Below are 22,742 nucleotides of genomic sequence, written 5' to 3'. Positions count from 1 at the left end.
CCACCCTCCCGGGCAAGCCAGATCAGATGTCACCTATCCGTGCAGCAGTCCCCTCGAACTTCAGTACATCGGGCTTGGATGTGGACCCCCGTGGCGAGTCACGGCATATGGAAGATCTCCTTGCGGAAATTCGGGGGATTGATGGATTCACCAGTTTCGGGCTCCCGCGGACGTTTTCGCAGATCACAGCTTTAGCTGAGGAAGCCACAGTCGTCTACCTCAATGCGGCGATTTTGCGTTGCGACGCGCTTTTGGTCACGACCGCAGGTGTCACAGTCGTGCCCCTGAATGTCACGGCCGCCGAGGTTGCGGCCCGCGCGGTCGAATTCTGGGATGCGATCAACGGGTCGATCGCATCATCGAACATGGAGGAGGTGATTCACTCCGAAGCGCGCGCTCGAGGCGTCGCCGCGTGGCTTTGGGACTCAATCGCTGCCCCCGTCCTCAATCACCTTGAGTTCCCCCCTCAAGACGAAGCAACCGCTTCAACGCTTTGGCCCCGGATCTGGTGGATCCCTACCGGACATCTGGCGGTACTGCCGATGCAAATCGCCGGGCACCACTCGACCTATGGAACTCAAACGGCGGACACTTCCCTGACTGTGATCGATCGGGTGGTCTCAACACAATTACCCTCCATAGAAACGCTTGCAGCAGCACAACGGGTTCCGGACGACCAGGCAGACAACATCAGTTGCTTGATGGTCGCAACGTCCCACCCCGAGGGAGAATCTGCACTGAACGGAGTCTCGAAGGAAGTGAACCTTCTGGTGGCACGGTTGGGACGGGACAGGATGTGGCTACTTGCCGACGAGCCGACGCTCATCCCGGATGGCCCCTCGACCAAGCCCGCCGTTCTGAATGCGCTTCCCACCAATAATTGGGCTCACTTCGCTTGCCACGCCAAGGCGACTCCGCAGGCGCCGACGGAGTCTCAACTCATCCTGTCCGATCACCGGACCGACCCCTTCCGCGTCGAGGATCTGTTGTCGGTCCGCCCGGCCGCACCGCGACTCGCATTTTTCTCCGCTTGCTCGACTGCGCAGATCTCTCCCAATCTTGCGCACGAGCCCGTCCACTTCGGAATCGCCGCCTCCTTGGCGGGCTATGCCCATTCCGTGCTTACGCTCTGGCCGGTTCGAGATGATCCCGAGATTGCGGATCTGATCTATGAGGGTGTTCTCGGATCGACGACGTGGCCGATGGACGCCGCTACCGCTGCGAGCGTGCACGATGCGAATCGCCGTATGCGGCTTCGGAGCGCCAACGCGCTTCACCGCTGGGCCGCCACGATCCATCAGGGTCCATAACGACGCAACGACAGTCGAATCCGACCGCCACGGCACCCAACTCTCCCACCTTCGACACCATCAATGCGCGCAGGCCCCAGGATGGCCAGCACCCTTCAGGAGCGCTCCTGTATGGAATCGTTCACGCCAGAAGAGCCTCCGGAATAGGGGCGGCGACCCCGCTCCGCGCAGACGTGCCCTCGTTCAACCGCCCTCAGCTGGCGGTCGCCCGCCCATACACCTCAAGCATCGCCGCGGTCCTCGACGACTGCCGAAAATCCGCGGCGACCTGCGGATCCGGCTCGGGCGCGCTGCCGGCCGCGATATCGGCGGCCGCGATGCGCAGCGTGTCCGCCAGCGTGGCCACCCGCGCGGGCTCGTCCGCCCCGGCATCGGGCACGGCCCACAGCCCGCCGCGCAGCTCGCCCGCGATGTCGGGATCGCTCACGACGGTGGGCGTGCCCAGGGTCGCCGCCTCGAACGGGGTCATCCCCTGCGTCTCGAAGCCGATCGACGTCTGCACCACCGCGTCGGCCGCGGCGATCCGGGCGAGCACGTCGGCGTAGCCGATCCGTCCGGCGAAGCAGATGCGGGGCCGGCCGGCACGGGCCGCGATCCGCTCGGCGGCGCGAAGCTGCGCCCCGCCGCCGACCACCTCGATGTCGGCGTCCACGTCGCTCGCGACGACAGCCTCCAGGAACGGCAGCAGGCGCTTCTCCGGACTCATCCGGCCCAGCCAGATGAACCGCGGCGGGCCCGGCGCGCGCTCCGCCGGGGCGTCCGCGAGCACCTGCTCGCGGACCTCGTCGTCGATGCCGTTCCAGATCACGTCGACGGATCGGAACACGCCGTGCTGCTCGAGCCGATGCGCGAAGTGCCCCGACGGCGCGGTCACCGCGCGCGACTCCGCGGCGATCCCCGCGAGATACGCCCACCCGTCAGCGCCGCGCGGCTGCACCCCGATCCCGCGCAGCGCCGTGCGCCGCCAGAGATTCAGCGCGCCGAGCACCGGCCGGTGCAGCGGCGTCACGGCCGCGATGCCGACGTCGACGCGGTTGTGCATCGTGTGCACGGCGGGGATGCCGTGCCGGTGCGCGAAGCGGTGGCCGATGAACGCGCCCCAGAAGTCGGCCTGCACGTGCACCAGATCCACCGGCGGACGGCGGGTCAGCGCCTGGTCGAGGAAGCGGTCGGTGCGTCGCCCCGGCCACGTCATCGCGTACTCCCGGTCGGTCGTGATCGGGATCGAGGGCAGGTCGACGTAGCCGGGATCGGCGACGCCGTGCTGCCCGCCGCGCGCCGCGTGCATGCGCGGCGCGACGATCGTCACCGTGTGCCCTGCGCGCTCGAGGTACTTGCGCTGCAGGCGCATCGAGACCTGCGCGCCGCCCAGCGACTCGGCGTGCTGGTCGGCGAAGAAGACGATGTGCATCCCGGCCTACTCCGGCAGCGGCTCGTCGCGGTACAGCGCCTCGAAGGTGTCCAGCGTGCGGTTGATGTCGTGCACGGCCACGCCGTCGAGCGAGGCGCGCTGCATGCGCTCGTACTCGGCGGGGTCCGCTGTGAGCACCGCCGTGAGCTTCGCGGCCAGATCGTCCGCGTCGCCCGGGCGGAACAGGAAGCCGTTCTCGCCGTCGTGCACGAGATGAGGCAGGGCGACGGCGTCGGCTCCCACGATCGGCAGGGCCGATGCCATGGCCTCCATCGTCGCGATCGACTGCAGTTCGGCGATCGACGCGATGACGAACAGCGAGGCGCGACTGAGCAGGCCGCGCAGCTGGGCGTCGCTCGTGCGCCCGTGGAAGGTCACGCGGTCGGCGAGGCCGAGCTCGCGCGTGAGGTTCTCCAGGTTCTTGCGCTGATCGCCGTCGCCGACGATGTCGAAGGTGACGTCGAGGGCGGGATCGAGCTTCGTCATCGCGGTGAGGATCACCTCGACCTGCTTCTCGGCCGTCAGGCGGCCGACGAAGACGAGGCGGTTCTTCTCCCGCGGCGCGATCACGGGCGTGTACTGGGTGCGGTCGATGCCGCAGCTCACCGGGATGACGCCCTCGACCGCGATCGTGCGCTCGAGGAAGTCGGCCGCACGCCGGGTCGGTGTGGTCACGGCGCGGGTGAGTGCGAACGTGCGGGCCGCGTCAGCCCATGCGAGCTTCAGCACGATGTCGTCGATGACCTTGGGCATCGTCGTGTGATCGAGGATGTTCTCGGCCATCACGTGGTTGGTCGCGATCACCGGGATGCCGCGCTGATGCGCGATCCGGGAGAGTCCGCGGCCGATCACGATGTGCGACTGGATGTGCACGACGTCGGGCCTCACCTCGTCGAGCACCTTTCGCGCGTAGTGCTTGGCGCGCCAGGGCCAGACGAAACGCAGCCAGTCGTGCGGCGCCCAGCGCACCGACGGCAGCCGGTGCAGCGTCATCGGCTCGCCCTCGACGACCTCGGTGCGCGCCTTCGCCGTGCGGTACGCCTGGTTCGGCGCGACGACGTGCACGTCGTGGCCGCGCTGGACGAGCCCCGCGGCGAGACGCTCGGTGAACCGGGCGGCGCCGTTCACGTCGGGAGAGAAGGTGTCGGCGCCGATGAGGATCGTCAGCGGTCGTTGCGCGGAGGGCTCGGGGGCGTCCGAAGGGCGATGATCGCCGGGGGAAGTCACGTGATAGCTGCCTTCTTGCTCGCCGCGGGCCGTTCATGTCGCACCGCGGAGGGGGCCTGGATCGGGCGCTCGCCACTCTACCCGAGCGCCCTGAGCGGCTCGCGGAGGCGTGCCCGTCGCCCGCTCCGCTCGACGATCCGACCGCCCGCACCCGGGTTCGCCCGCCGTCTCCGACCGTTCTCAGGACGGAAGTGCCGCACGCCGGCCTTTGCGCCGGCCGACCAGGATCCGGCCGATCCGTCCTGAGAACGGTCGCGACGAACCCACGGCGCACACCCACCTGCGCCGCCTAGGCTCGGGGCATGCGCCTGCTCGCCGACGCCGACCCCGCCCGCTGGATCCCCGTGACCGGCTCCCTCGGTCTGCGCGGACGGCGCCACCGCCGGGCCGCGATCGGCATGCTGCTCGGACAGGCGGGCGCCTCCGTCGGCGCGGCGCCCCGCCCCGGATCCGGATTCGGCGCGTGGGCACTGAGCCAGGCCGCGCCGTTCCTCCTGCGCAGGGCGGATGGACGCGTGCTCGTGTGGACCTGGAAGGCCGAACCGGAGCTCATCGTGGCGATGGCGACCGCGCAAGAGCTCACCCCGCACCTGCGCACGGCCCGCGCGATGATGCCGATGGAGTACGACGACACCGAGGAGTTCCGCAACCCCTACCTCGGCGCGGGCGAGCGACTCGTGGTGCCGTTGCCTCCGAAGGACGTGTCGGGGCGATCCGGTCCGCCGTTCGCGACCTACACGTGGGACACCGGATCGCACCTCATCACCCTGCAGGCGGTGTGCGCGGACCGGGAGCGGTTCGGCGTGGTGCTGCCCGCGGTCGACGAGATCGCCCGCACGTTGCGCACCGCGGACGCGCTCACGACCGGCGAGGCAGGGCCGGTCCTGCGTCTGCCCCCCACCTGATCCCGATCCTGATCCCGGTCGGGGACGGATCCGTGCCGCCCGCGCGCCGTCGGTTCAGGACAGCCCGCGCTCGGCGACCCGATCCTGCTCCGTCGCCGCCGCGCGTTCAAGGGACCCGGCGATACTCCAGGAGCGTCACGCCGGATGCGAACGCCGTCGCGGACGTCCGCGCGAACCGTGCCGGCGAGTAGTCGCTGGCCCCGAACAGGGGGATGCCCCGGCCGAGCAGCACGGGATTCGCCTTGATCACGAGGCGATCGATCTCGTGGACGAGGGACGCCGCCAGCGCACCGCCGCCGCACAGCCAGATTCCGGATCCCGGCCGCTCCTTGAGCTCACGGACGACGGCGACCGGATCCCGGTCGGTGAACTCGACCCCGTCGACCGGATCGGGGGCGCGGTGGGTGAAGACGAGCTGGCGCAGGTGCGAGTACGGGCTCGGCAGGGCCGGCAGACCCACGGCGTACGTGTTCCATCCCAGGAGCACCGTGTCGAACAGCGCCCGGTCCTGGGTCACGCCGAGGGAGGCCGCAAACGCGGTCGGGAGGGTGTCGGCGAAGCGCTCGGCGATGGCCGTCATGTGGTCCCCCTCGACGAGGAACGCGTCGAACTCGCCGTCCGGCCCTGCGATGTACCCGTCCAGGCTGACAGCGGCGTAGTACGTGAGCTCACGCATGTGCCCTCCGATCGTCGATATCTTCCACTACGGTTGCAGTGGTTGAAAGACTACGACAGATGTCGTGATCCGGCTAGCCTGGGTGGATGGCCAAGAACGATCTCCGGCGCGCGGCCCTCGCCGATGCGGGGATCGCGGTGCTCGCCCGTGAGGGCTCGCGGGGTCTCACCCATCGGGCGGTCGACGAGATCGCCGGAGTCCCCGTGGGCACCGCGTCGAACTACTTCCGCACCAGGGAGGCGCTGATCACGGGTCTGTTCGAGCGGATCGGCCAACGCCTGGCCCCGACCGCCGACGATCTCGCCCTCCGGGCACCCCGGGCGCCCGATCCCTCGCTCTTCGCCGACTACCTGCGCGACATCGTGCGCCGTCTGCTGACCGAGCGCGAGGTGACACTCGCCCTCTTCGAACTGCGCCTGGAGGCCGCGCGGCGCCCCGAGCTGGCCGAGCTCCTCGGCGCATGGCAGCGCGCGGGCTTCGAGGCCGACGTCGCCTTCCACACGGCCGCGGGGCTGCCGGGCGACCGCCGCGAGATCGCGTTGTTCCACTACGCGATCTCCGGGCTGGTGCTCGATCGCCTCACCTCGTCGATCGATCCGACGGCGCCGACCGACGAGGTGGTCGACACCCTCGTGGAGGGCCTGCTGCCCCGCTCCTGACGCGCCCCGCGGGACACGGTCAGGAGCGAGGCGGGCTCAGGCGAGGCGGCGTGCGGGGCCGCGCAGCACGGCGCGGTCGAGGCCGAATCGTCCGGCGCCGGTCAAGGCGAGGGCCAGCGCCACCGCGGCCAACACCGCGGGGAACTCCCATCCGCCGTCGGCGGACCAGATCCCCTGACCGAGATGGACGAGCACGATCGCGCCGATCATGTCGACGACCAGCAACAGCGCGACGGGACGGGTGAACAGCCCGGCGATGAGCAGGATCCCTCCGATCAGTTCGAGGAACGCGATCGCCGGACCGGTGAACTCCGGGAGGGGAGCGCCCATGCCGGAGAAGGCCTGGACCGTTCCGGGGAGCGTGAACTCGAACACCTTCTGCGCGCCGTGCGCGGCGAAGATGCCGCCCGTCACGATGCGCAGGACGAGGAGTCCGAAAGCGGCGGCGGGCTTCGTGGTGTTCGTCATGAGGAATGCTCCTTCGTGGCAGGACACCGCGGCGGGCGCGGCTCGGGGCGTCCGCCCCGTCTCTCCACGCTACGAAGGGTCGCCTTTCCCATGCCTGAGAGTCCGCTCGTAGACCACTATCGGGAGGATCCGCCTGCGTTCGGACGGCGCCGTCTCGTCCCGGGCGTCGCTCACGACGTCGGGATCACGACGAGGGGCTGGCTCGTGGGCGCGCCGGTGGGCGAACCACCCGCGCGCTCGACGGTCACCGCGATCGCGTCGCCGGCGTGCATGCTCCCGTGCAGTTCGGCGGTCGTCGTCCCCTGCGCCGCGGAGAACACCCCGGCCGAGACCGGCGTGTCCCCGCGCACGAACCAGAGCTCGTAGCTCTTCGTCGCATCCAGCGGCTGCAGCCCGTCCGCGACGAGCACCGCTTCGCCGGAGGAGGCCGACCAGTGCGCGGTCGCCGTGCCGCCGTCGGGCAGCGCGACGCTCCGGTGTGCCGCGTCGGGCGCACTCTCGATCCGATCCAGGGCCACGACCGCGGCCGGCCGGAGCAGTTGCGGGATCACGACGGACGCACCGACCCCCAGCCCGACGACGAGCACCAGGCAGGCGGCGAGCGCGAACATCAGGCGCCGCGGACGGCGGTGCGGGGCGGCGAGCGCGGCCGCCTCCGTGCCGGCCACGCCCGTCGATGCCGCCGCGGACGGTGCGTCCGAGACCGGCTCCCCGGTGTGCGTGGCTTCGATCGCGGGATCCTCCGCGCCGAGCTGCGGCGTCACCGCGATGCGGGAGAGCAGGGCGTCGCGGAGGTGCGGCGCCGGCGCGACCTCGGGAAGCCCCTCTGCGAGCAGAGCGGCCATCTCGGCGTCCTCCGCGGCGATCCGCGCCCACTCCGGTCGCGCGGCGAGCGCGTTCCGATACCGCTGCTCGTCGCGCTCGGACAAGGATCCGAGACTATGGCCGGCCGCCAGTTCGGCGAACTCCGACTCGTTCATGCGTTCACCCCCCAGTGCGCCCGCAGGCGCGTGAGTCCATCTCTCATCCGGGTCTTGACCGTCCCCAACGGCGATCCGGTGATGACGGCGATCTCGCTCTGCGAGTAACCGCCGTAGTACGCGAGCACCAACGCCTCGCGCTGCGTGTCGGGGAGCACCGCGAGCGCCTCGACGACGCGTTCGCCCTCGATCGACAGCTCGGCCCGTTCGGCGACGCTGTCGTGCGCGACCTCGATGTCCCGGTATCCGGCGCGTACGTCGCGGTCTGCGCCGGCCTGGGCCGACCTCACGCGGTCGACGGCCCTCCGATGGGCGATCGTGAGAATCCACGTCCTCCCCCGGCCGCGGCTCGGCGAGAAGCGGCCGGCGGACTGCCAGATCTCCAGGAAGACCTCCTGGAGCACCTCCTCGCTGTGCGAGCGGTTCACCAGCACCCGGAGGATGAGGGCGAACACCCGGGCGGAGAGCAGATCGTAGAGCTCGCCGAAGGCCGCCTCGTCGCCCGTCGCGACGCGCTCGAGGAGCGCGGAGGCAGGATCGTCCCCGCCATCGCGCTCGGCATGTTCTCTGTCGTCGATGACCATCGCTTCCAGCATGCCCCACCTCCTCTCCCATCGGCTGCGTCCCGCCCTTCCGTGTCGTCGCGCACCGTGTCGTCGCGCACCGGCAGTCAGGGATAGTTCGGCACCGACGCGGGAACGGATTGCGAGGGCACTCCGATACCCCCGTCCGAACCGTGCCGGGATTTGTTCCCATCCGATCCGCGAGCGGCGTCGAACAACTCCCGACGCCGCGGGAAGGCCGCGACGCGTAACTCCGGAGGTAATGATGTTCCGCACCAAGAAGCTCGCCGCCGCCGCATCCCTCGGCTTCGCCGGCCTGCTGGTCCTCTCGGGCTGTTCGATGGGATCCGGATCCTCGTCCGAGTCATCCTCGCCGTCGTCCGCACCCTCGACCGAGATGCCCAGTTCGTCGCCGAGCATGGACCCGGCCGCCGACCTCGTCGGACCCGGTTGCGCCGACTACGCGAAGGCCGTGCCGGACGGAGGCGGTTCGATCAGCGGCATGGCAGAGGCCCCGGTCGCCACGGCCGCGTCGAACAATCCGCTGCTCAAGACCCTCGTCTCCGCGGTGAGCGGGAAGCTCAACCCCGACGTGAACCTCGTCGACACCCTGAACGGCAGCCAGTTTACCGTCTTCGCGCCGGTGGACGACGCGTTCGCGAAGATCCCCGCCTCGACGATCGACGGACTCAAGACCGACTCCGCCACGCTGACGAAGATCCTCACGTACCACGTGGTCCCCGGTCAGATCGCGCCGTCCGACATCGCGGGCACGCACAAGACGGTCGAGGGCGCCGACCTGACCGTCACCGGCAGCGGCGACAACCTGATGGTGGGCGACGCCAAGGTGATCTGCGGCGGCGTGCACACCGCGAACGCCACGGTCTACCTGATCGACTCGGTGCTGATGCCGCCGGCCAACTGATCGATCTCCCCGCCTCCGCGATGTGCGCTGCCCAAGGAGCACGCTCGCGGAATGGCCCCGGGGCCTCGAACCCGGGGGAAGGCGCCCGCGACGACGGATGACGGCCGTCGCCGCGGGCGCTTCGTCGTGTCCCGGGTCAGCGTCGACGTTGAATCAGGTCAGGAGTCACTTCCCGCCAGCGGATGCAGACGCATCTCGCCGAACGTGTGCCGTGCAGCGCCTCGGGGGCGGGTCTGGACACCGCCGATCGGGATGGGCACGATCCGCGCCGGGGCGCGTTCACGACCGCGATGGCGGCCGACGCGTCGCGCGTTCGCGGCCCGAGCCGCGGCGGCGGTCAGCGTGCGCTGTCGTCGGGGTCGCCTGCCGGTTGCGCCCAGGGCTGCCACAGCATGACGTCGGTGGGTCGACGGATGCGTCGGCCGGACGGGACCGTCACGATGGATCCGGTGGCGGCGGCCGCGAAGATCCGCGCGCCGGGCCGATTGGCGCGATGCTGCCGCAGCTCCTGCTGGAGCGCGCTGAGCTGTCGCCGCAGGGTCCGGTTCTGATCCTCGAGGTCGAGGAAGCGCGCGATCGCAGGTAGGCCCATGCCCTCGCTCGAGAGCTGTGCGACCTCGCGCAACTTCTCGATGTCGCGCATGGAATAGCGGCGGGATCCTCCGCGGGTTCTCCCGGGGACGACCAGTCCGATCCGGTCGTACTGACGCAGTGTCTGCGGGTGCATGCCCGCGAGCTCCGCGGCGACCGCGATCGCGAAGAGCGGGGTGTCCGCACCCATGCGCTCATCCGCCACGCCGAACCTCCTCCACAGCGCTCCCGCCGGACCATGACGCAGGAGATCCGGACTCCCCCGCCGCCTCGAGACGGTGGGGTTCTCGGATCTCCTGCGTCGTGCGAATCACGCCCGTGCCTTGGCGAGCAGCTCGGCCCGCGGGTTCTCGGCGGGCTCCGCCTCGCGGAAGCGCTCGAGCGCCTCGCGCGCGGCCGCGTCGAGATGCGACGGCACGGCGACATGGATCTCGGCGAGCAGGTCACCGGTCCCCTTCTTCGTCGTGACACCGCGACCCTTGACCCGCAGCACCCGCCCCGAGGGCGTGCCGGGGGCTACCTTGAGCTTCACGGGCTCCCCGCCCAGCGTCGGCACCTCGATGGTCGCCCCCAACGCCGCCTCGGTGAACGTCACCGGCACCACGACACGCAGGTTCAGCCCGTCTCGGGTGAACACCGGATGCGGGCGGACCGTGACCTGGACGACCAGATCCCCGTTCTCCCCTCCGTCCGGCGAGGGACGTCCGCGGCCGCGCAGACGGATGCTCTGCCCGTCCTTGACTCCCGCGGGGATCCTGACCTTCATCGGATGCCCGTCCTCGCCCTGCAGCGTGACGGTCTCCCCGCGCACGGCGGTGTCGAACGACAGGGTCGTGCGGGCCGTGACGTCGGCGCCCTTCTGGGGACCGCCGAAGCCGCGGAACCCTCCGGACGACTGCCCGAACCGTCCGGATCCGAAGCCACCGCCGCCTCCGAACGATCCGCCGCCCTGGTTGAACATGGCGAAGATGTCGTCGAAGTCGGCGGACTGCCCGCCACGGCCGCGATTGAACGCGCTGAACACGTCGTCGAAGCCGCCGCCTCCGCCCGCACCTCCGGCCGAGAAGCGGGCGCCGCCGGCACCCATCGCGCGGATCTGGTCGTACTCGGCACGCTGCTCGGAGTCGGAGAGCACCGAGTAGGCCTCGCTGATCTCCTTGAACTTCGCCTCCGCCGCAGCGTCGCCGGGGTTGGAGTCGGGATGGTACTTCCGTGCGAGTTTGCGATAGGTCTTCTTGAGGTCCGTCTCGGACACGTCCTTCGCAACGCCGAGCGTGGCGTAGAAGTCCTTGTCGAACCAGTCCTGGCTGGCCATCTACACCTCCTAGTCGGCGGGAACGGCGACGACGACCTTGGCCGGTCGCAGCTCGACGTCGCCCAGGCGGTAACCCACCTCGACGACCTCGAGCACGGTGGGCTTCTCGACGTCCGGCGTCGGCTGCTGGAAGATCGCCTCGTGCCGCTGGGGGTCGAAGTCCTCGCCCTTCTCGCCGTACGAGACCACGCCGAGGCGCTCGACCACGGCGCGCACCTTGTCGGCGATCGCGGCGAAGGGCGAACCCTCCACGAGATCGCCGTGCTGGGCCGCGCGGTCGAGGTCGTCGAGCACCGGGAGCAGGCCCTTGGCGGCCTCGCCCTTGGCGCGGGAGATCTCGACGGAACGCTGCTCCTCGGTGCGGCGGCGGTAGTTCGCATACTCCGCCTGCAACCGCTTGAGGTCCACGAGAAGGGTGTTCTCGGCGTCCGCGAGGGCGGCGTCCTCCACCGCGTCCTCGGCACGCGCGTCGTCGCTCTGCGTCGCGTTCAGGATGTCGTCGACCGTGAGGTCGTCACCGGCGGAATCCGGCTGGGGGCCGGACGCATCCGCGCCCGACCCCTCCTCCGGAACTCCGGCGTTGTCGTCGAAGTTCTTGTCCGCCATGGTTACTTCTTCTCGTCCTCGTCGTCCACGACCTCGGCGTCGACCACGTCCTCGTCGGAGGAGCCGGTGGCACCGGCGGCCTCCTCCGCGGCGCCGTCGGCGGCCGCGTCGGCCTGCTGGGAGGCGTAGATCGCCTCGCCGAGCTTGCCCTGCGACGCGGTGAGCTTGTCGAACGCCGACTTCACGGCGTCCTCGTCCTCACCGGCGAGCGCGGTCTTGACGGCGTCGACGTCCGCGGTGACCTCGCTCTTGACGTCCGCGGGGATCTTGTCCTCGTTCTCGGAGATGACCTTCTCCACGCCGTAGGCGAGCGCCTCGGCCTGGTTGCGGACCTCGGCGGACTCGCGACGCTTCTTGTCCTCGGCGGAGTGCTCCTCGGCCTCGCGCACCATGCGATCGATGTCCTCCTTGCTGAGGGACGAACCGCCCGTGATCGTCATCGACTGCTCCTTGCCCGTGCCCTTGTCCTTGGCGGACACGTGCACGATGCCGTTCGCGTCGATGTCGAACGTGACCTCGACCTGCGGGACCCCGCGCGGCGCCGGGGCGATGCCGGTCAGCTCGAAGGTGCCGAGCGGCTTGTTGTCGCGCGTGAACTCGCGCTCGCCCTGGAAGACCTGGATCGCGACGGACGGCTGGTTGTCGTCGGCCGTGGTGAAGGTCTCGCTGCGCTTGGTGGGGATGGCTGTGTTGCGCTCGATGAGCTTGGTCATCATGCCGCCCTTGGTCTCGATACCGAGGCTGAGCGGGGTGACGTCGATGAGCAGCACATCCTTGCGCTCACCCTTGAGGACACCGGCCTGCAGGGCGGCGCCGACGGCGACGACCTCGTCCGGGTTCACGCCCTTGTTGGCCTCCTTGCCGGTCTCGCGCTTGACGAGCTCGGCGACCGCGGGCATACGGGTCGATCCGCCGACGAGGACCACGTGGTCGATGTCGGAGACCTTGATGCCCGCCTCGCGGATGACGTCCTCGAAGGGCTTCTTGGTGCGGGCGAGGAGGTCCTTGGTGAGGTCCTCGAACTTGGCGCGCGTGATCGTCTCGGAGAGCGAAACGGGTCCGTTCTCCGTCAGCGACAGGTAGGGCAGGTTGATGCTCGTCGACGTGGAGGAGCTGAGCTCCTTCTTCGCCTGCTCCGCCGCCTCCTTAAGGCGCTGCAGCGCGATCTTGTCGCCCGAGACATCGACGCCCGTGGTCTCCTTGAACTGCTTGATCAGGTAGTCGACGAGGCGCTGGTCCCAGTCGTCGCCGCCGAGGCGGTTGTCACCCGCGGTGGCGCGCACCTGGATCGTGGAGAAGTCGTCGTCCTTGCCCACTTCGAGCAGGGAGACGTCGAAGGTTCCGCCACCGAGGTCGAAGACGAGGATGAGCTCGTCCTCCTTGCCCTTGTCGAGGCCGTAGGCGAGGGCCGCCGCGGTGGGCTCGTTGATGATGCGCAGGACGTTCAGGCCGGCGATCTCACCGGCATCCTTCGTCGCCTGACGCTCGGCGTCGTTGAAGTAGGCGGGGACGGTGATGACCGCGTCGGTGACGCTGTCGCCCAGGTACTCCTCGGCGTCGCGCTTGAGCTTCTGGAGGATGCGCGCGGAGATCTCCTGCGGCGTGTACTGCTTGCCGTCGATCGCCTGCGTCTTCCAGTCGGTGCCCATGTGGCGCTTGACGGAGGAGAGGGTGCGGTCGACGTTGGTGACGGCCTGGCGCTTGGCGGTCTCGCCGACGAGCACCTCGCCGTCCTTGGTGAAGGCGACCACCGACGGGGTGGTGCGGAAGCCCTCGGCGTTGGCGATGACCTTGGGCTCGCCACCCTCGAGGACGCTGACGACGGAGTTCGTGGTTCCGAGGTCGATGCCGACAGCACGTGCCATTGTTTCTCTCCTTTGGTCGGGGATTTCGTGAAGTCTGCGCGACGGGGCCGTCCGGTCGATCCGGAAACCTGAGTCGCGATGGCTCAAGGATATGACGGCCTGTTCTGCCTTGTCAACAAAGTTGATAAGACTCGACTCAACTTTTTCCCGCGGACCCCTCGGAGAGGGTCCGTATCGATCCGATCAGTGGGATCCACCCGGCGGCCCCACGACCAGCAGCGCAGCGAAGATGCCGGCGACGAGCAGGAGGATCAGCACCGCGAGCACCCACGGGCGGTGCAGGAACCAGCGCATCGTGCGGTCGTACCAGGTCGCATCGCGGGGATCGTCGGTGCGATCCAGACGCCAGGCGCCCGCGAGGCGGCCCGAGCGGTGCAGCCAGACCTCGGCCGGGACGGTCGCGTACGGGACGATCGCGCTCGCGACCGCGAGGAGAGCGACCCCCACGCCCCAGCGCTGATGGAAGGCGAGCAGCACCGCCGTGGCCCCGTAGGAGAGGAACACGAAGCCGTGGATGCCACCCGCGACGGTCACGAGCACGGGATCCAGGCCCGCGGCCCGGGCGATCAGCGCACCGATGAGCAGGGTCCAGGTGATGGCCTCGGCGATCGCGAGCGCACGGAACAGTCGGGCGGGGGTGGTGAACACGTCTCTCCTCGGATCGGGTCACCTCCAGGCTACGAATCGCGAGGTCGATGCGCCTCCCCTGCTCCTCCACCTTTCGATGGGTTTCACGCCGTCGCGGAGTTGACGACCGTCCGGAGGCTGCGCCGCGGCGTCTTTCCCCGTGTGACCGGCCGACGCGTGCGCGCCGCCCGCGACGCCTACACTGCCGGGATGCCCCACCCCGCCCTCGTCGCCGTCTCGCACGGCACCGCCGACCCCGAAGGCGCTGCGGCGATCGCGCTCCTCGTGCGCCGGGTCGCGGAGCGCCTGCCCGGGATCGCGGTCCACGAGGCCTTCGTCGACGTGCAGCAGCCCGAGCCGTCGACCGTGCTCGCCACGACCGACGGGCCCGTCGTGATCGTCCCCCTGCTGCTGTCGCAGGGCTTCCACGTGCGCGTCGACCTGGGGCGCGCCGTCGACGGGCGCCCCGACGCGATCCTCGCCGCCCCGCTCGGTCCCGATCCGCGGCTCGCCGAGGTGCTGGCCGCGCGCCTGGCCGGATCCGATCCGTCGGCGCCGGTCGTGCTCGCGGTAGCGGGATCGCGGGATCCGGCGTCGCAGACCGACGCGGAATCGATGGCGGCGCTGCTCTCCGCCAGGCTCGGCCGGGACGTCGCCCCGGCGTACCTCGCGGCGCGGGCGCCCTCGCTCGCCGCAGCCCGCGCGGTGCGACCCTGGGCCGTCGTCTCGACGTACCTGCTCGCCCACGGCTACTTCTTCGACGTGACCCGTCGCATCGCCGGCCCCGCCGCGACCGAGCCGCTGCTGGACGACGCCGAGCCGCCCGCCGCCCTCGTGGACCTCGTGGTCGACCGCTACCGCGCCGCCGCGGCCCTGCTCGCCGACGGCGCCCGCCGTGTCGTCTAGGCGTCCACGATCCGTGCCGGCCCTCGCACCACCGTGCCCCGCACCACCGCTCGCCCCGGCGACGGTCGCGCGGCGCGGATCATGCCCGGACCCGGGATCAGTCGTGCGGGGCGGGGTTCCTTCGTCGCAGCCCCACCGCGCACTCCTGGGACGCGCTCCCCAGCGCGTTTCCGCTTCCCCAGCGAATGCCGGTAACCCCAGCGCTATCGAGCCTATCCGCCTGTCGCCGCGCACGGGACGCCGGGTCCGATATTCCGGCATCCCTTTCATCTTGCGCACCCGCGCCGGGCTCCGACCCGACTCACCCCGGCGGCACGACGCCGTGCATCGCCCGCGCCCATCGTTCGGCCTCGACGGGATCGGAGCGCAGGATCGCAGCCTGCAACGCGTCCAAACTCCGTTCGGCCTCGGGCCCGCTCGGGAGATCCGCCTGGCGCAGATTGCGCTCGAAGGCGTACTCCATGTCGCGCATGTGGGCCCGATGCAGCCTGTTGTCGCCCTGCGCGGCGAGGAAGCCGAACAGCGCCCTCCGGTGCGCCGACGACGCGACCCTGTCCGAGAGGGAGGCGCGCACCGCGTCGATCAGCCCCAGCGCCTGCGTCCTCTCAGCGGTCGTCATAAAAGCGGCGCCCTGCCGGGCCGCGAGCCCTGCCTGATACCCGGCGTAGACGACCGTCTCGGCGACGACGTCGTCGGTCACGAGAGTGACCCTGGTCACCCGGCTCGGCAGGATCTCGACGAGTCCGACGCGCTCAAGTCGGTGAAGCGCCTCTCGCACCGGTGAACGCGACACGTGGTAGCGCTCTCCCAGCGTGACATCGCGCACGCGCAGTCCCGGTGCCAGCTCTTCGTCCACGATCGCCGCCGCGATCTGGTGGAAGACCCGGTCCCCCAATGATGTCTCGTCCCTCCGGAACATGTCCCCCCCCTCGCCGTCGCCGATCCCCTCGACGACGCTTCGATGGTCGGAGAGTACGGCGTCGCGACGCGCGACGCGAATCGGGCAGGCTTGCTCCTCGCGCTCGGACGCTCTCGACGGAGCGTCGACGGCGCGACGGCGGGGGCATATCCAACCGCATCGGCCTCGGGGAATCTGGACCATGTCGAACAATGACGTCGCGTGACGACGGCGAGGACACAGACGGGCCTCGGCGCGGATCCGCACGTAGCTTGTCGGCATGTCTGGAGAGTCGATCGCGCCCGTCCGCGGTGCCCGCACGCGCACCGCACGCGTGCCCACCAAACCGCACGGTCAATGGGCCGTCGACGGTACGGAGCCGCTGAACGGCAACGAGGAGTTCAAGCTCGCCGACAACGGGCTCAACGTCCGCGACCGGATCGAACGGATCTACGCGGACGGAGGATTCGCGTCGATCGACCCGACCGACCTGCACGGCCGGTTCCGGTGGTGGGGCCTCTACACCCAGCGCAAGCCCGGGATCGACGGAGGGCGCACGGCCCAGCTCGAACCGCACGAGCTCGAGGACGAGTTCTTCATGCTGCGGGTCCGCGTGGACGGCGGCCAGCTCAGCACCGCGCAGTTGCGGGTGATCGGAGGGATCTCGACCGAGTTCGCCCGCGACACCGCCGACCTCACCGACCGCCAGAACATCCAGCTGCACTGGATCCGGATCGAGGACGTCCCCGAGATCTGGCGGCGGCTGGAGGCGGTCGGGCTCAGCACGACCGAGGCCTGCGGCGACGTGCCGCGCGTGATCCTCGGATCGCCGGTCGCCGGCATCGCCTCCGACGAGCTCATCGATCCGACCCCGCAGATCCGGGAGATCGTGGATCGGTTCATCGGCGACGAGACGCTCGCGAACCTCCCCCGCAAATACAAGACCGCGATCACGGGCCACCCCAGCCAGGACGTGGTGCACGAGATCAACGACTGCGCCTTCGTCGCGCTCGAGCACCCGACCCTCGGCATCGGATACGACCTCTGGGTCGGCGGAGCGCTCTCGACCGTCCCGCGTCTCGGGGAGCGCCTGGGCGTCTTCGTCAGCCCCGACCGGGTCGCGGAGGTCTGGCACGCCGTCACGCGGATCTTCCGCGACTACGGCTACCGTCGCCTGCGCAACAAGGCACGCCTGAAGTTCCTGCTCGCGGACTGGGGCGTCGAGCGGTTCCGCGAGGTGCTCGAGACCGAGTACCTCGACACGCCGCTGCCCGACGGGCCCGCCGCGCCGAAGCCGGTCGGTCGGGGCGACCACGTCGGCGTGCACCGGCAGAAGGACGGCCGGTTCTACGTCGGCGCCGCCGCGGCCGTCGGACGGGTGTCCGGCACGACGCTGACCGCGCTCGCCGACCTGGCCGAGCAGCACGGATCCGCACGGATCCGCACGACGCCGTACCAGAAGGTGCTCGTGCTCGACGTTCCGGAGGCGGAGGTCGAACCCCTCGTGGCGGACCTCGACCGGATCGGGCTGCAGGCGCGTCCGAGCCTGTTCCGGCGCGCCACGATCGCCTGCACGGGGATCGAGTTCTGCAAGCTCGCGATCGTCGAGACCAAGGTCAACGCCGCACGCGCGATCGAGCAGCTCGAGGAACGCCTCGGGGCGCTGGAGCCCGAGATCGGGCGGCCGGTGACGCTGCACGTCAACGGCTGCCCCAATTCGTGCGCGCGCATCCAGACCGCCGACATCGGCCTCAAGGGACAGCTCGTCATGATCGACGGGGAGCAGGTGCCCGGCTATCAGGTGCACCTCGGCGGCGGCCTCGCGAACGCCGACCGCGCCGAGGCTGGCCTCGGTCGTACGGTCCGCGGCCTGAAGGTGCCGGCGGACGGCATCGCCGACTACGCCGAGCGGGTGATCCGTCGCTACCTCGCCGACCGCAGGCATGCCGACGAGACCTTCGCGACGTGGGCCCATCGCGCCGACGAGGAGGCCCTGGTATGAGCGGCGGGGATCCGATCGTCGCCCCGCGCGGGGCCGCGAAGCGCTCGACCGAGGAGCTGCGTGCGCTCGCCGAACGGGGCACCCGCGAACTGCGCAGCGGATCCGCCGACGAGGCCTCGCCCGCCGAGGTCGTCGCCTGGATCGCCGCGAACGTGGATCCGCGTCAGGCGGCCGTCGCCTGCTCGATGGCCGACGCGGCGCTGCCGCACCTCGTGTCCGCCGACATCCCGGGCGTCGACGTGCTCTTCCTGGACACCGGGTACCACTTCCTCGAGACGACGTTCACCCGCGACGAGGTGGCCCGCACGCTCGATGTACGGATCGTCGACGTGAAGCCCGCGCAGACCGTACGCGAGCAGGACGCCGAGTTCGGCAAAGACCTGTTCGCCCGGGATCCCGCGCTCTGCTGCGAGATGCGCAAGGTCGCCCCGCTGCATCGCGCACTGGACGCCTATGAGGTGTGGTTCACGGGCGTGCGCCGGGACGAGGCGCCCACGCGGGCGAACACGCCGCTGCTGGTCTTCGACGAGCGCAACGGGCTGATCAAGGCCAACCCCGTCGCGGCGTGGTCCTTCGACGACCTCACCGACTACGCCGCCGCGCACGACGTGGTCGTGAACCCCCTCGTCGCGAACGGCTATCCGTCGATCGGCTGCGCGCCGTGCACGAAGCCCGTCGCCGCGGGCGAAGACCCCCGTTCCGGCCGCTGGGCCGGGCTGGCCAAGACCGAATGCGGACTCCACGTATGAGCACCCTCGACTCCCTCTCCGACGCGATCGCCGCCCCCTCCGGGCACGTCGAGCGAGGCCGCCCGCACGGCGACCCCTCCGGGGTCGTTGAGCGAGGCCGCCCGCAGGGCGACCCCTCCGGGGTCGTTGAGCGAGGCCGCCCGCAGGGCGACCGAGACGAAACGCCGCACTCCGCCCCAAACCCCGTTTCGTCCCGGTCGGCGACGCCGTCCTCGCTCAACGACCCCGGAAAAGAACCGGCCACGCCGTCCTCGCTCGACGAGCCAGGGAAGCCCCTCACCGGGCTGGACCTGCTCGAGGCGGAGGCGATCCATATCATCCGCGAGGTCGTCGCCGAGTTCGAGCGCCCGGTGCTGCTGTTCTCGGGCGGCAAGGACTCGGTGCTCGTGCTGCACCTCGCGGCCCGTGCCTTCGCGCCGGGGCGGATCCCCTTCCCCGTGCTGCACGTGGACACCGGGCACAACTTCGACGAGGTGATCCGCTTCCGCGATGAGACCGTGCAGCGCCTCGGCCTCGCTCTGGAGGTCGCGCGCGTCCAGGACTACCTCGACGACGGCCGGCTCGCCGAGCGTCCCGATGGCACGCGCAACGTGCTGCAGACCCAGCCGCTGCTCGACGCGATCGCCGCGGGCAAGCACGACGCCGTGTTCGGCGGAGCACGCCGCGACGAGGACAAGGCGCGCGCGAAGGAGCGCATCATCTCCCTGCGCGACGAGTTCGGGCAGTGGGATCCGCGCAACCAGCGCCCCGAGCTGTGGAGCCTGTACAACGGTCGCCACACGCCCGGCAGGCACGTGCGGGCGTTCCCGATCTCGAACTGGACCGAGCTCGATGTGTGGCGCTACATCGCCCGCGAGCGGATCCCGCTCCCGCCGCTGTATCTCGCGCACGAGCGCGAGGTGTTCCGCCGCGACGGCATGTGGTGGGCCGTGAACGAACACGCGCAGCCCCGCGAGGGCGAGCAGGTCGAGCGCCGCACGGTCCGCTACCGCACGGTCGGCGACGCGAGCTGCACGGGCGCGGTCGAGTCCGATGCGGCGACGGTCGACCAGGTGGTCGCCGAGGTCGCCCGCTCCACCCTCACCGAGCGCGGCGCCACGCGTGCCGACGACCGGATCAGCGAGGCCGCCATGGAGGACCGCAAGAAGAACGGATACTTCTGATGAGCACCCCCACCTCCCCCCGGCTTGCCGAGCGAGACGTCGCGCAGGCCGACTCCACCGTGGTCGCCGAGCAAGGCCGCCTGGAGGGCGACCTCTCTGGGGGCGTCGAGAGAGACCGCCCGGAGGGAGACCCCACCGTGGTCGTTGAGCGAGGACGCCCGGAGGGCGACCGAGACGAAACGCCGCACTCCGCCGGAAACCCCGTTTCGTCTCGGTCGGCTGCGCCGTCCTCGCTCAACGACCCCGGCGAAGAACCCGCTGCGCCGTCCTCGCTCAACGACCCCGGCGAAGCACCGACCGCGCCGTCCTCGCTCAACGACCCCGGCGAAGCACCGACCGCGCCGTCCTCGACCAACGACCCCGGGGAACATCCCGCTGCGCCGCGCTCGCTCGGCGACACGACCCTGTTCCGGTTCGCGACGGCGGGATCCGTCGACGACGGCAAGTCCACCCTCGTCGGCCGACTGCTGCACGACGCGAAGGCGATCCTCGCCGACCAGCTCGAGCAGGTCGCCCGCACCTCGGCCGACCGCGGCTTCGCGCACGGCGCGTTCGACTTCGCGCTGCTCACCGACGGGCTGCGTGCCGAGCGCGAGCAGGGCATCACGATCGACGTCGCCTACCGCTACTTCGCGACCGATGCGCGCAGCTTCATCCTCGCGGACTGCCCCGGGCATGTGCAGTACACCCGCAACATGGTCACCGGGTCGGCCACGGCGGACGCGGTCGTCGTGCTCATCGACGCGCGCAAGGGCGTCGTCGAGCAGACCCGCCGCCACCTCGCCGTCGTCTCGCTGCTCCGTGTGCCGCACGTCATCGTCGCGGTCAACAAGATCGACCTCACCGGCTTCGACGAGGCGCGCTACCGCGCCGTCGAGACCCAGGCGCAGGAGGTGGCGGCCGAGCTCGGCCTGATCGACGCGCACGTCATTCCCGTCTCGGCGCTCGAAGGGGACAACATCGTGGAGCGCTCCCCCCGCACCCCCTGGTACGACGGGCCGACCCTGCGCGAGCTGCTGGAGTCGTTGCCCGCGCGCGCGGCCGAGGAGGGAGCGGCGTTCCGGCTGCCGGTGCAGACCGTGATCCGTCCGCAGGGCGGCATCTCGGCGCTTGTGGATCCGCACGAGGCCGACGCCCTGCGCGACTACCGCGGATTCGCCGGGCGCGTCTCGAGCGGATCCCTCCGGGTCGGCGACCGCGTGCAGGTCTTCCCCGGGGGTCACGAGACGACCGTGACGGGGATCCGCGTCGCCGGCCGCTCAGCCGAGATCGCGCGCACCGCCCAGTCGATCGCCGTCACACTGGCCGACGAGGTCGACGCGGCGCGCGGCGCGGTGATCGCGGCGGCGGGCACCCTGCCGGCGGGGCGCCAGGAGGCGGAGATCGAGATCTTCCAGCTCGACGTGCGTCCGATCGCCCCGGGGGCGCGCCTGCTCGCGAAGCACGGCACGTCGACCGTGCAGGCGATCGTGACCGAGGTCGTCTCCCGTCGCGACCTGGACACCCTCGCCCACGAGGAGGCCGCGGAACTCGCGGTCAACGAGATCGGGCGCGTGCGGATCCGCTTCGCCTCCGCACTGCCCCTCGAACCGTACGCCGACGACCGCGAAGGCGGAGCGCTCCTGCTCATCCATCCGGTCGACGGCGCCACGCTGGCCGCCGCGACCGTCGTCGCCGCCACCTGACCCCTCCCCGATCCCGTCTATTTCTGCCGAACGGTGGGTTTTCGCCCCGGCATCCCACCGTTCGGCAGAAACAGACGGAACTGGATCCACCCAACCCCACCCAGAACTCCAAAGGAGGCGACAGTGAATCGCAAGACCCGCATCGGCACGGCCCTCACGACCCTCGGACTCGCGATGGCGATGCTCGCCGGCTGCTCGTCCGCGTCCGCCGCGGCCACGCCCGCCTCGGCGGACGCGCTCGCCGAGCTGCATCTCGGCTACTTCGCGACGGTCACGCACGCCCCGGCGCTCGTGGGCGTGGAGAAGGGCTTCCTGCAGAAGGAGCTCGGCGCGACGAAGCTCAAGACCGAGGTCTTCAACGCCGGCCCCGCCGCGATCGAGGCCCTGTCGGCCGGCGCGATCGACGCCGCCTACATCGGCCCGAACCCGGCGATCAACACGTTCATCAAGTCGGGTGGCGCCTCGGCCCGAGTGATCGCCGGTGCCACCTCCGGCGGAGCGGCACTCGTCGTGCGCGACGGGATCTCGTCGGCGGACGACCTCAAGGGCAAGACGCTCGCCACCCCGCAGCTCGGCAACACACAGGACGTCGCCCTGCGCACGTGGCTGGGCACGCACGGACTGAAGACCTCGGTCTCGGGCGGCGGCGACGTGACGATCACGCCCACGGACAACGCGCAGACCCTCACGCTCTTCAAGGACGGCCGCCTGGACGGCGCCTGGCTCCCCGAGCCGTGGGCGTCCCGGCTCGTCGTCGAGGCGGGCGCGCACGTGCTGCAGGACGAGCGCGGGCTGTGGCCCGACGGCAGGTTCCCGACCACCGTGCTGCTGGTGAGCAAGGACTTCGCCGACAAGCACCCCGACGCCGTGAAGAAGTTGCTCGCCGGTCACCTCGACTCGCTCGCCTGGATCGCGGACCACAAGAGCGAGCTGCCCGGTGTCGTGAACGCCGCACTGAAGACCGCGACCGGTAAGGCCCTGCCCGACGAGGTGCTCACGCGCGCGCTGGGCACCGTCGCGTTCTCGCCGGATCCGGACGCGGCCGCCTTCGCGACCCTCGTGAAGAACGGCGTGAGCGCGGGTACTCAGACGAAGGGATCGATCGACGGTCTCTTCGACCTCTCGGCGCTCAACGCCGCGCTGAAGGAGCGCTCGGAGAAGACCGTTTCGGACGCCGGACTGGGCGCGAAATGACCGCCCCGCTCGCGCCG

Annotated in this window: 22 protein-coding genes; 10 read left to right on the top strand and 12 right to left on the bottom strand. The window is 70.5% G+C overall.

The annotated features are described in order from the left end of the window. Window positions 1–1,310 (top strand): CHAT domain-containing protein (locus Q0P88_RS05695; protein ID WP_295011976.1); only part of this gene is annotated, 1,310 nt, incomplete at its 5' end. Window positions 1,311–1,503: 193 nt separating this feature from the next. On the opposite strand, the gene Q0P88_RS05690 is transcribed toward Q0P88_RS05695, so the two are convergent. Together Q0P88_RS05690 and Q0P88_RS05685 are read right to left on the bottom strand one after the other, a co-directional pair. Further along, complete coding sequence (locus Q0P88_RS05690; protein ID WP_295011974.1) at window positions 1,504–2,721, bottom strand: glycosyltransferase family 4 protein; 1,218 nt, start codon at window positions 2,719–2,721, stop codon at window positions 1,504–1,506. Window positions 2,722–2,727: 6 nt separating this feature from the next. Beyond that, a complete protein-coding gene (locus tag Q0P88_RS05685; RefSeq protein ID WP_295011972.1) occupies window positions 2,728–3,948 on the bottom strand; it encodes a glycosyltransferase in 1,221 nt (406 codons plus the stop codon). A 302-nt stretch (window positions 3,949–4,250) separates the two neighbouring features. Between Q0P88_RS05685 and Q0P88_RS05680 the strand changes: the two genes are divergently transcribed. Next, on the top strand, window positions 4,251–4,853 hold the full coding sequence (locus Q0P88_RS05680) for a hypothetical protein (protein ID WP_295011970.1): 603 nt from the start codon (window positions 4,251–4,253) through the stop codon (window positions 4,851–4,853). A 106-nt stretch (window positions 4,854–4,959) separates the two neighbouring features. Here Q0P88_RS05680 and Q0P88_RS05675 read toward each other — a convergent pair whose 3' ends face one another. After that, window positions 4,960–5,529 carry a dihydrofolate reductase family protein gene (locus Q0P88_RS05675; protein WP_295011969.1) on the bottom strand — a complete coding sequence of 190 codons (570 nt, stop codon included), beginning with the start codon at window positions 5,527–5,529 and terminating at the stop codon, window positions 4,960–4,962. A gap of 86 nt (window positions 5,530–5,615) precedes the next feature. Between Q0P88_RS05675 and Q0P88_RS05670 the strand changes: the two genes are divergently transcribed. After that, on the top strand, window positions 5,616–6,188 hold the full coding sequence (locus Q0P88_RS05670; RefSeq protein ID WP_295011967.1) for a TetR/AcrR family transcriptional regulator: 573 nt from the start codon (window positions 5,616–5,618) through the stop codon (window positions 6,186–6,188). Window positions 6,189–6,224: 36 nt separating this feature from the next. Here the strand turns inward: Q0P88_RS05670 and Q0P88_RS05665 are convergent, their stop codons facing one another. From Q0P88_RS05665 to sigK, 3 genes are all read right to left on the bottom strand, one after another. After that, window positions 6,225–6,656, bottom strand: coding sequence for a DoxX family protein (locus Q0P88_RS05665; protein WP_295011965.1), 432 nt, complete (start codon window positions 6,654–6,656; stop codon window positions 6,225–6,227). Between the two features lie 170 nt (window positions 6,657–6,826). Next, window positions 6,827–7,636 carry an anti-sigma factor gene (locus tag Q0P88_RS05660; RefSeq protein ID WP_295011963.1) on the bottom strand — a complete coding sequence of 270 codons (810 nt, stop codon included), beginning with the start codon at window positions 7,634–7,636 and terminating at the stop codon, window positions 6,827–6,829. Next, complete coding sequence (gene sigK, locus Q0P88_RS05655) at window positions 7,633–8,220, bottom strand: ECF RNA polymerase sigma factor SigK (RefSeq protein WP_295011996.1); 588 nt, start codon at window positions 8,218–8,220, stop codon at window positions 7,633–7,635. The genes Q0P88_RS05660 and sigK overlap by 4 nt, the downstream gene beginning before the upstream one ends. A gap of 241 nt (window positions 8,221–8,461) precedes the next feature. On the opposite strand from sigK, the gene Q0P88_RS05650 reads away from it, so the two are divergent. Next, the gene (locus Q0P88_RS05650; protein WP_295011961.1) at window positions 8,462–9,124 is read left to right on the top strand and encodes a fasciclin domain-containing protein; all 663 of its coding nucleotides are present in this window, start codon (window positions 8,462–8,464) and stop codon (window positions 9,122–9,124) included. 337 nt (window positions 9,125–9,461) lie between these two features. Here Q0P88_RS05650 and Q0P88_RS05645 read toward each other — a convergent pair whose 3' ends face one another. The 5 genes from Q0P88_RS05645 to Q0P88_RS05625 form a co-directional block, all read right to left on the bottom strand. After that, on the bottom strand, window positions 9,462–9,920 hold the full coding sequence (locus tag Q0P88_RS05645; RefSeq protein WP_295011959.1) for a heat shock protein transcriptional repressor HspR: 459 nt from the start codon (window positions 9,918–9,920) through the stop codon (window positions 9,462–9,464). Between the two features lie 105 nt (window positions 9,921–10,025). Further along, entirely contained in the window at window positions 10,026–11,030 is a 1,005-nt protein-coding gene (locus Q0P88_RS05640; protein ID WP_295011957.1) for a DnaJ C-terminal domain-containing protein, read from the bottom strand. A gap of 9 nt (window positions 11,031–11,039) precedes the next feature. Further along, window positions 11,040–11,636, bottom strand: coding sequence for a nucleotide exchange factor GrpE (locus Q0P88_RS05635; RefSeq protein WP_295011955.1), 597 nt, complete (start codon window positions 11,634–11,636; stop codon window positions 11,040–11,042). Window positions 11,637–11,638: 2 nt separating this feature from the next. Further along, on the bottom strand, window positions 11,639–13,501 hold the full coding sequence (gene dnaK, locus Q0P88_RS05630) for a molecular chaperone DnaK (protein WP_295011953.1): 1,863 nt from the start codon (window positions 13,499–13,501) through the stop codon (window positions 11,639–11,641). Window positions 13,502–13,684: 183 nt separating this feature from the next. Beyond that, window positions 13,685–14,149: a DUF3817 domain-containing protein gene (locus Q0P88_RS05625; protein ID WP_295011951.1), complete on the bottom strand. Its 465-nt coding sequence runs from the start codon at window positions 14,147–14,149 to the stop codon at window positions 13,685–13,687. Window positions 14,150–14,338: 189 nt separating this feature from the next. Between Q0P88_RS05625 and Q0P88_RS05620 the strand changes: the two genes are divergently transcribed. Then, window positions 14,339–15,034, top strand: a complete 696-nt coding sequence (locus Q0P88_RS05620; RefSeq protein WP_295011949.1) for a sirohydrochlorin chelatase — start codon at window positions 14,339–14,341, stop codon at window positions 15,032–15,034. Window positions 15,035–15,335: 301 nt separating this feature from the next. On the opposite strand, the gene Q0P88_RS05615 is transcribed toward Q0P88_RS05620, so the two are convergent. Further along, complete coding sequence (locus tag Q0P88_RS05615) at window positions 15,336–15,953, bottom strand: GntR family transcriptional regulator (RefSeq protein WP_295011947.1); 618 nt, start codon at window positions 15,951–15,953, stop codon at window positions 15,336–15,338. A gap of 259 nt (window positions 15,954–16,212) precedes the next feature. Here Q0P88_RS05615 and Q0P88_RS05610 point away from each other — a divergent pair, with 259 nt between their 5' ends. The 5 genes from Q0P88_RS05610 to Q0P88_RS05590 all read left to right on the top strand — a co-directional run bounded on the left by Q0P88_RS05610 (window position 16,213) and on the right by Q0P88_RS05590 (window position 22,725). Then, window positions 16,213–17,934, top strand: coding sequence for a nitrite/sulfite reductase (locus Q0P88_RS05610; RefSeq protein ID WP_295011945.1), 1,722 nt, complete (start codon window positions 16,213–16,215; stop codon window positions 17,932–17,934). Then, window positions 17,931–18,683 carry a phosphoadenylyl-sulfate reductase gene (locus Q0P88_RS05605; RefSeq protein ID WP_295011943.1) on the top strand — a complete coding sequence of 251 codons (753 nt, stop codon included), beginning with the start codon at window positions 17,931–17,933 and terminating at the stop codon, window positions 18,681–18,683. Before Q0P88_RS05610 ends, Q0P88_RS05605 begins: the two co-directional genes overlap by 4 nt. Further along, window positions 18,680–19,846 (top strand): sulfate adenylyltransferase subunit CysD, encoded by a 1,167-nt coding sequence (gene cysD, locus Q0P88_RS05600; protein WP_295011941.1) that lies wholly within the window; start codon window positions 18,680–18,682, stop codon window positions 19,844–19,846. Before Q0P88_RS05605 ends, cysD begins: the two co-directional genes overlap by 4 nt. Window positions 19,847–20,250: 404 nt before the next feature. Continuing rightward, complete coding sequence (locus Q0P88_RS05595; protein WP_295011994.1) at window positions 20,251–21,531, top strand: sulfate adenylyltransferase subunit 1; 1,281 nt, start codon at window positions 20,251–20,253, stop codon at window positions 21,529–21,531. Between the two features lie 180 nt (window positions 21,532–21,711). Continuing rightward, complete coding sequence (locus tag Q0P88_RS05590) at window positions 21,712–22,725, top strand: ABC transporter substrate-binding protein (protein ID WP_295011992.1); 1,014 nt, start codon at window positions 21,712–21,714, stop codon at window positions 22,723–22,725. Window positions 22,726–22,742: the final 17 nt, after the last annotated feature.

Origin of the sequence: uncultured Microbacterium sp., from assembly GCF_945952435.1 — a bacterium.
In the GTDB taxonomy this organism is placed as follows: Bacteria; Actinomycetota; Actinomycetes; order Actinomycetales; family Microbacteriaceae; genus Microbacterium.
This window is presented reverse-complemented; position numbering and strand designations above follow the sequence as displayed.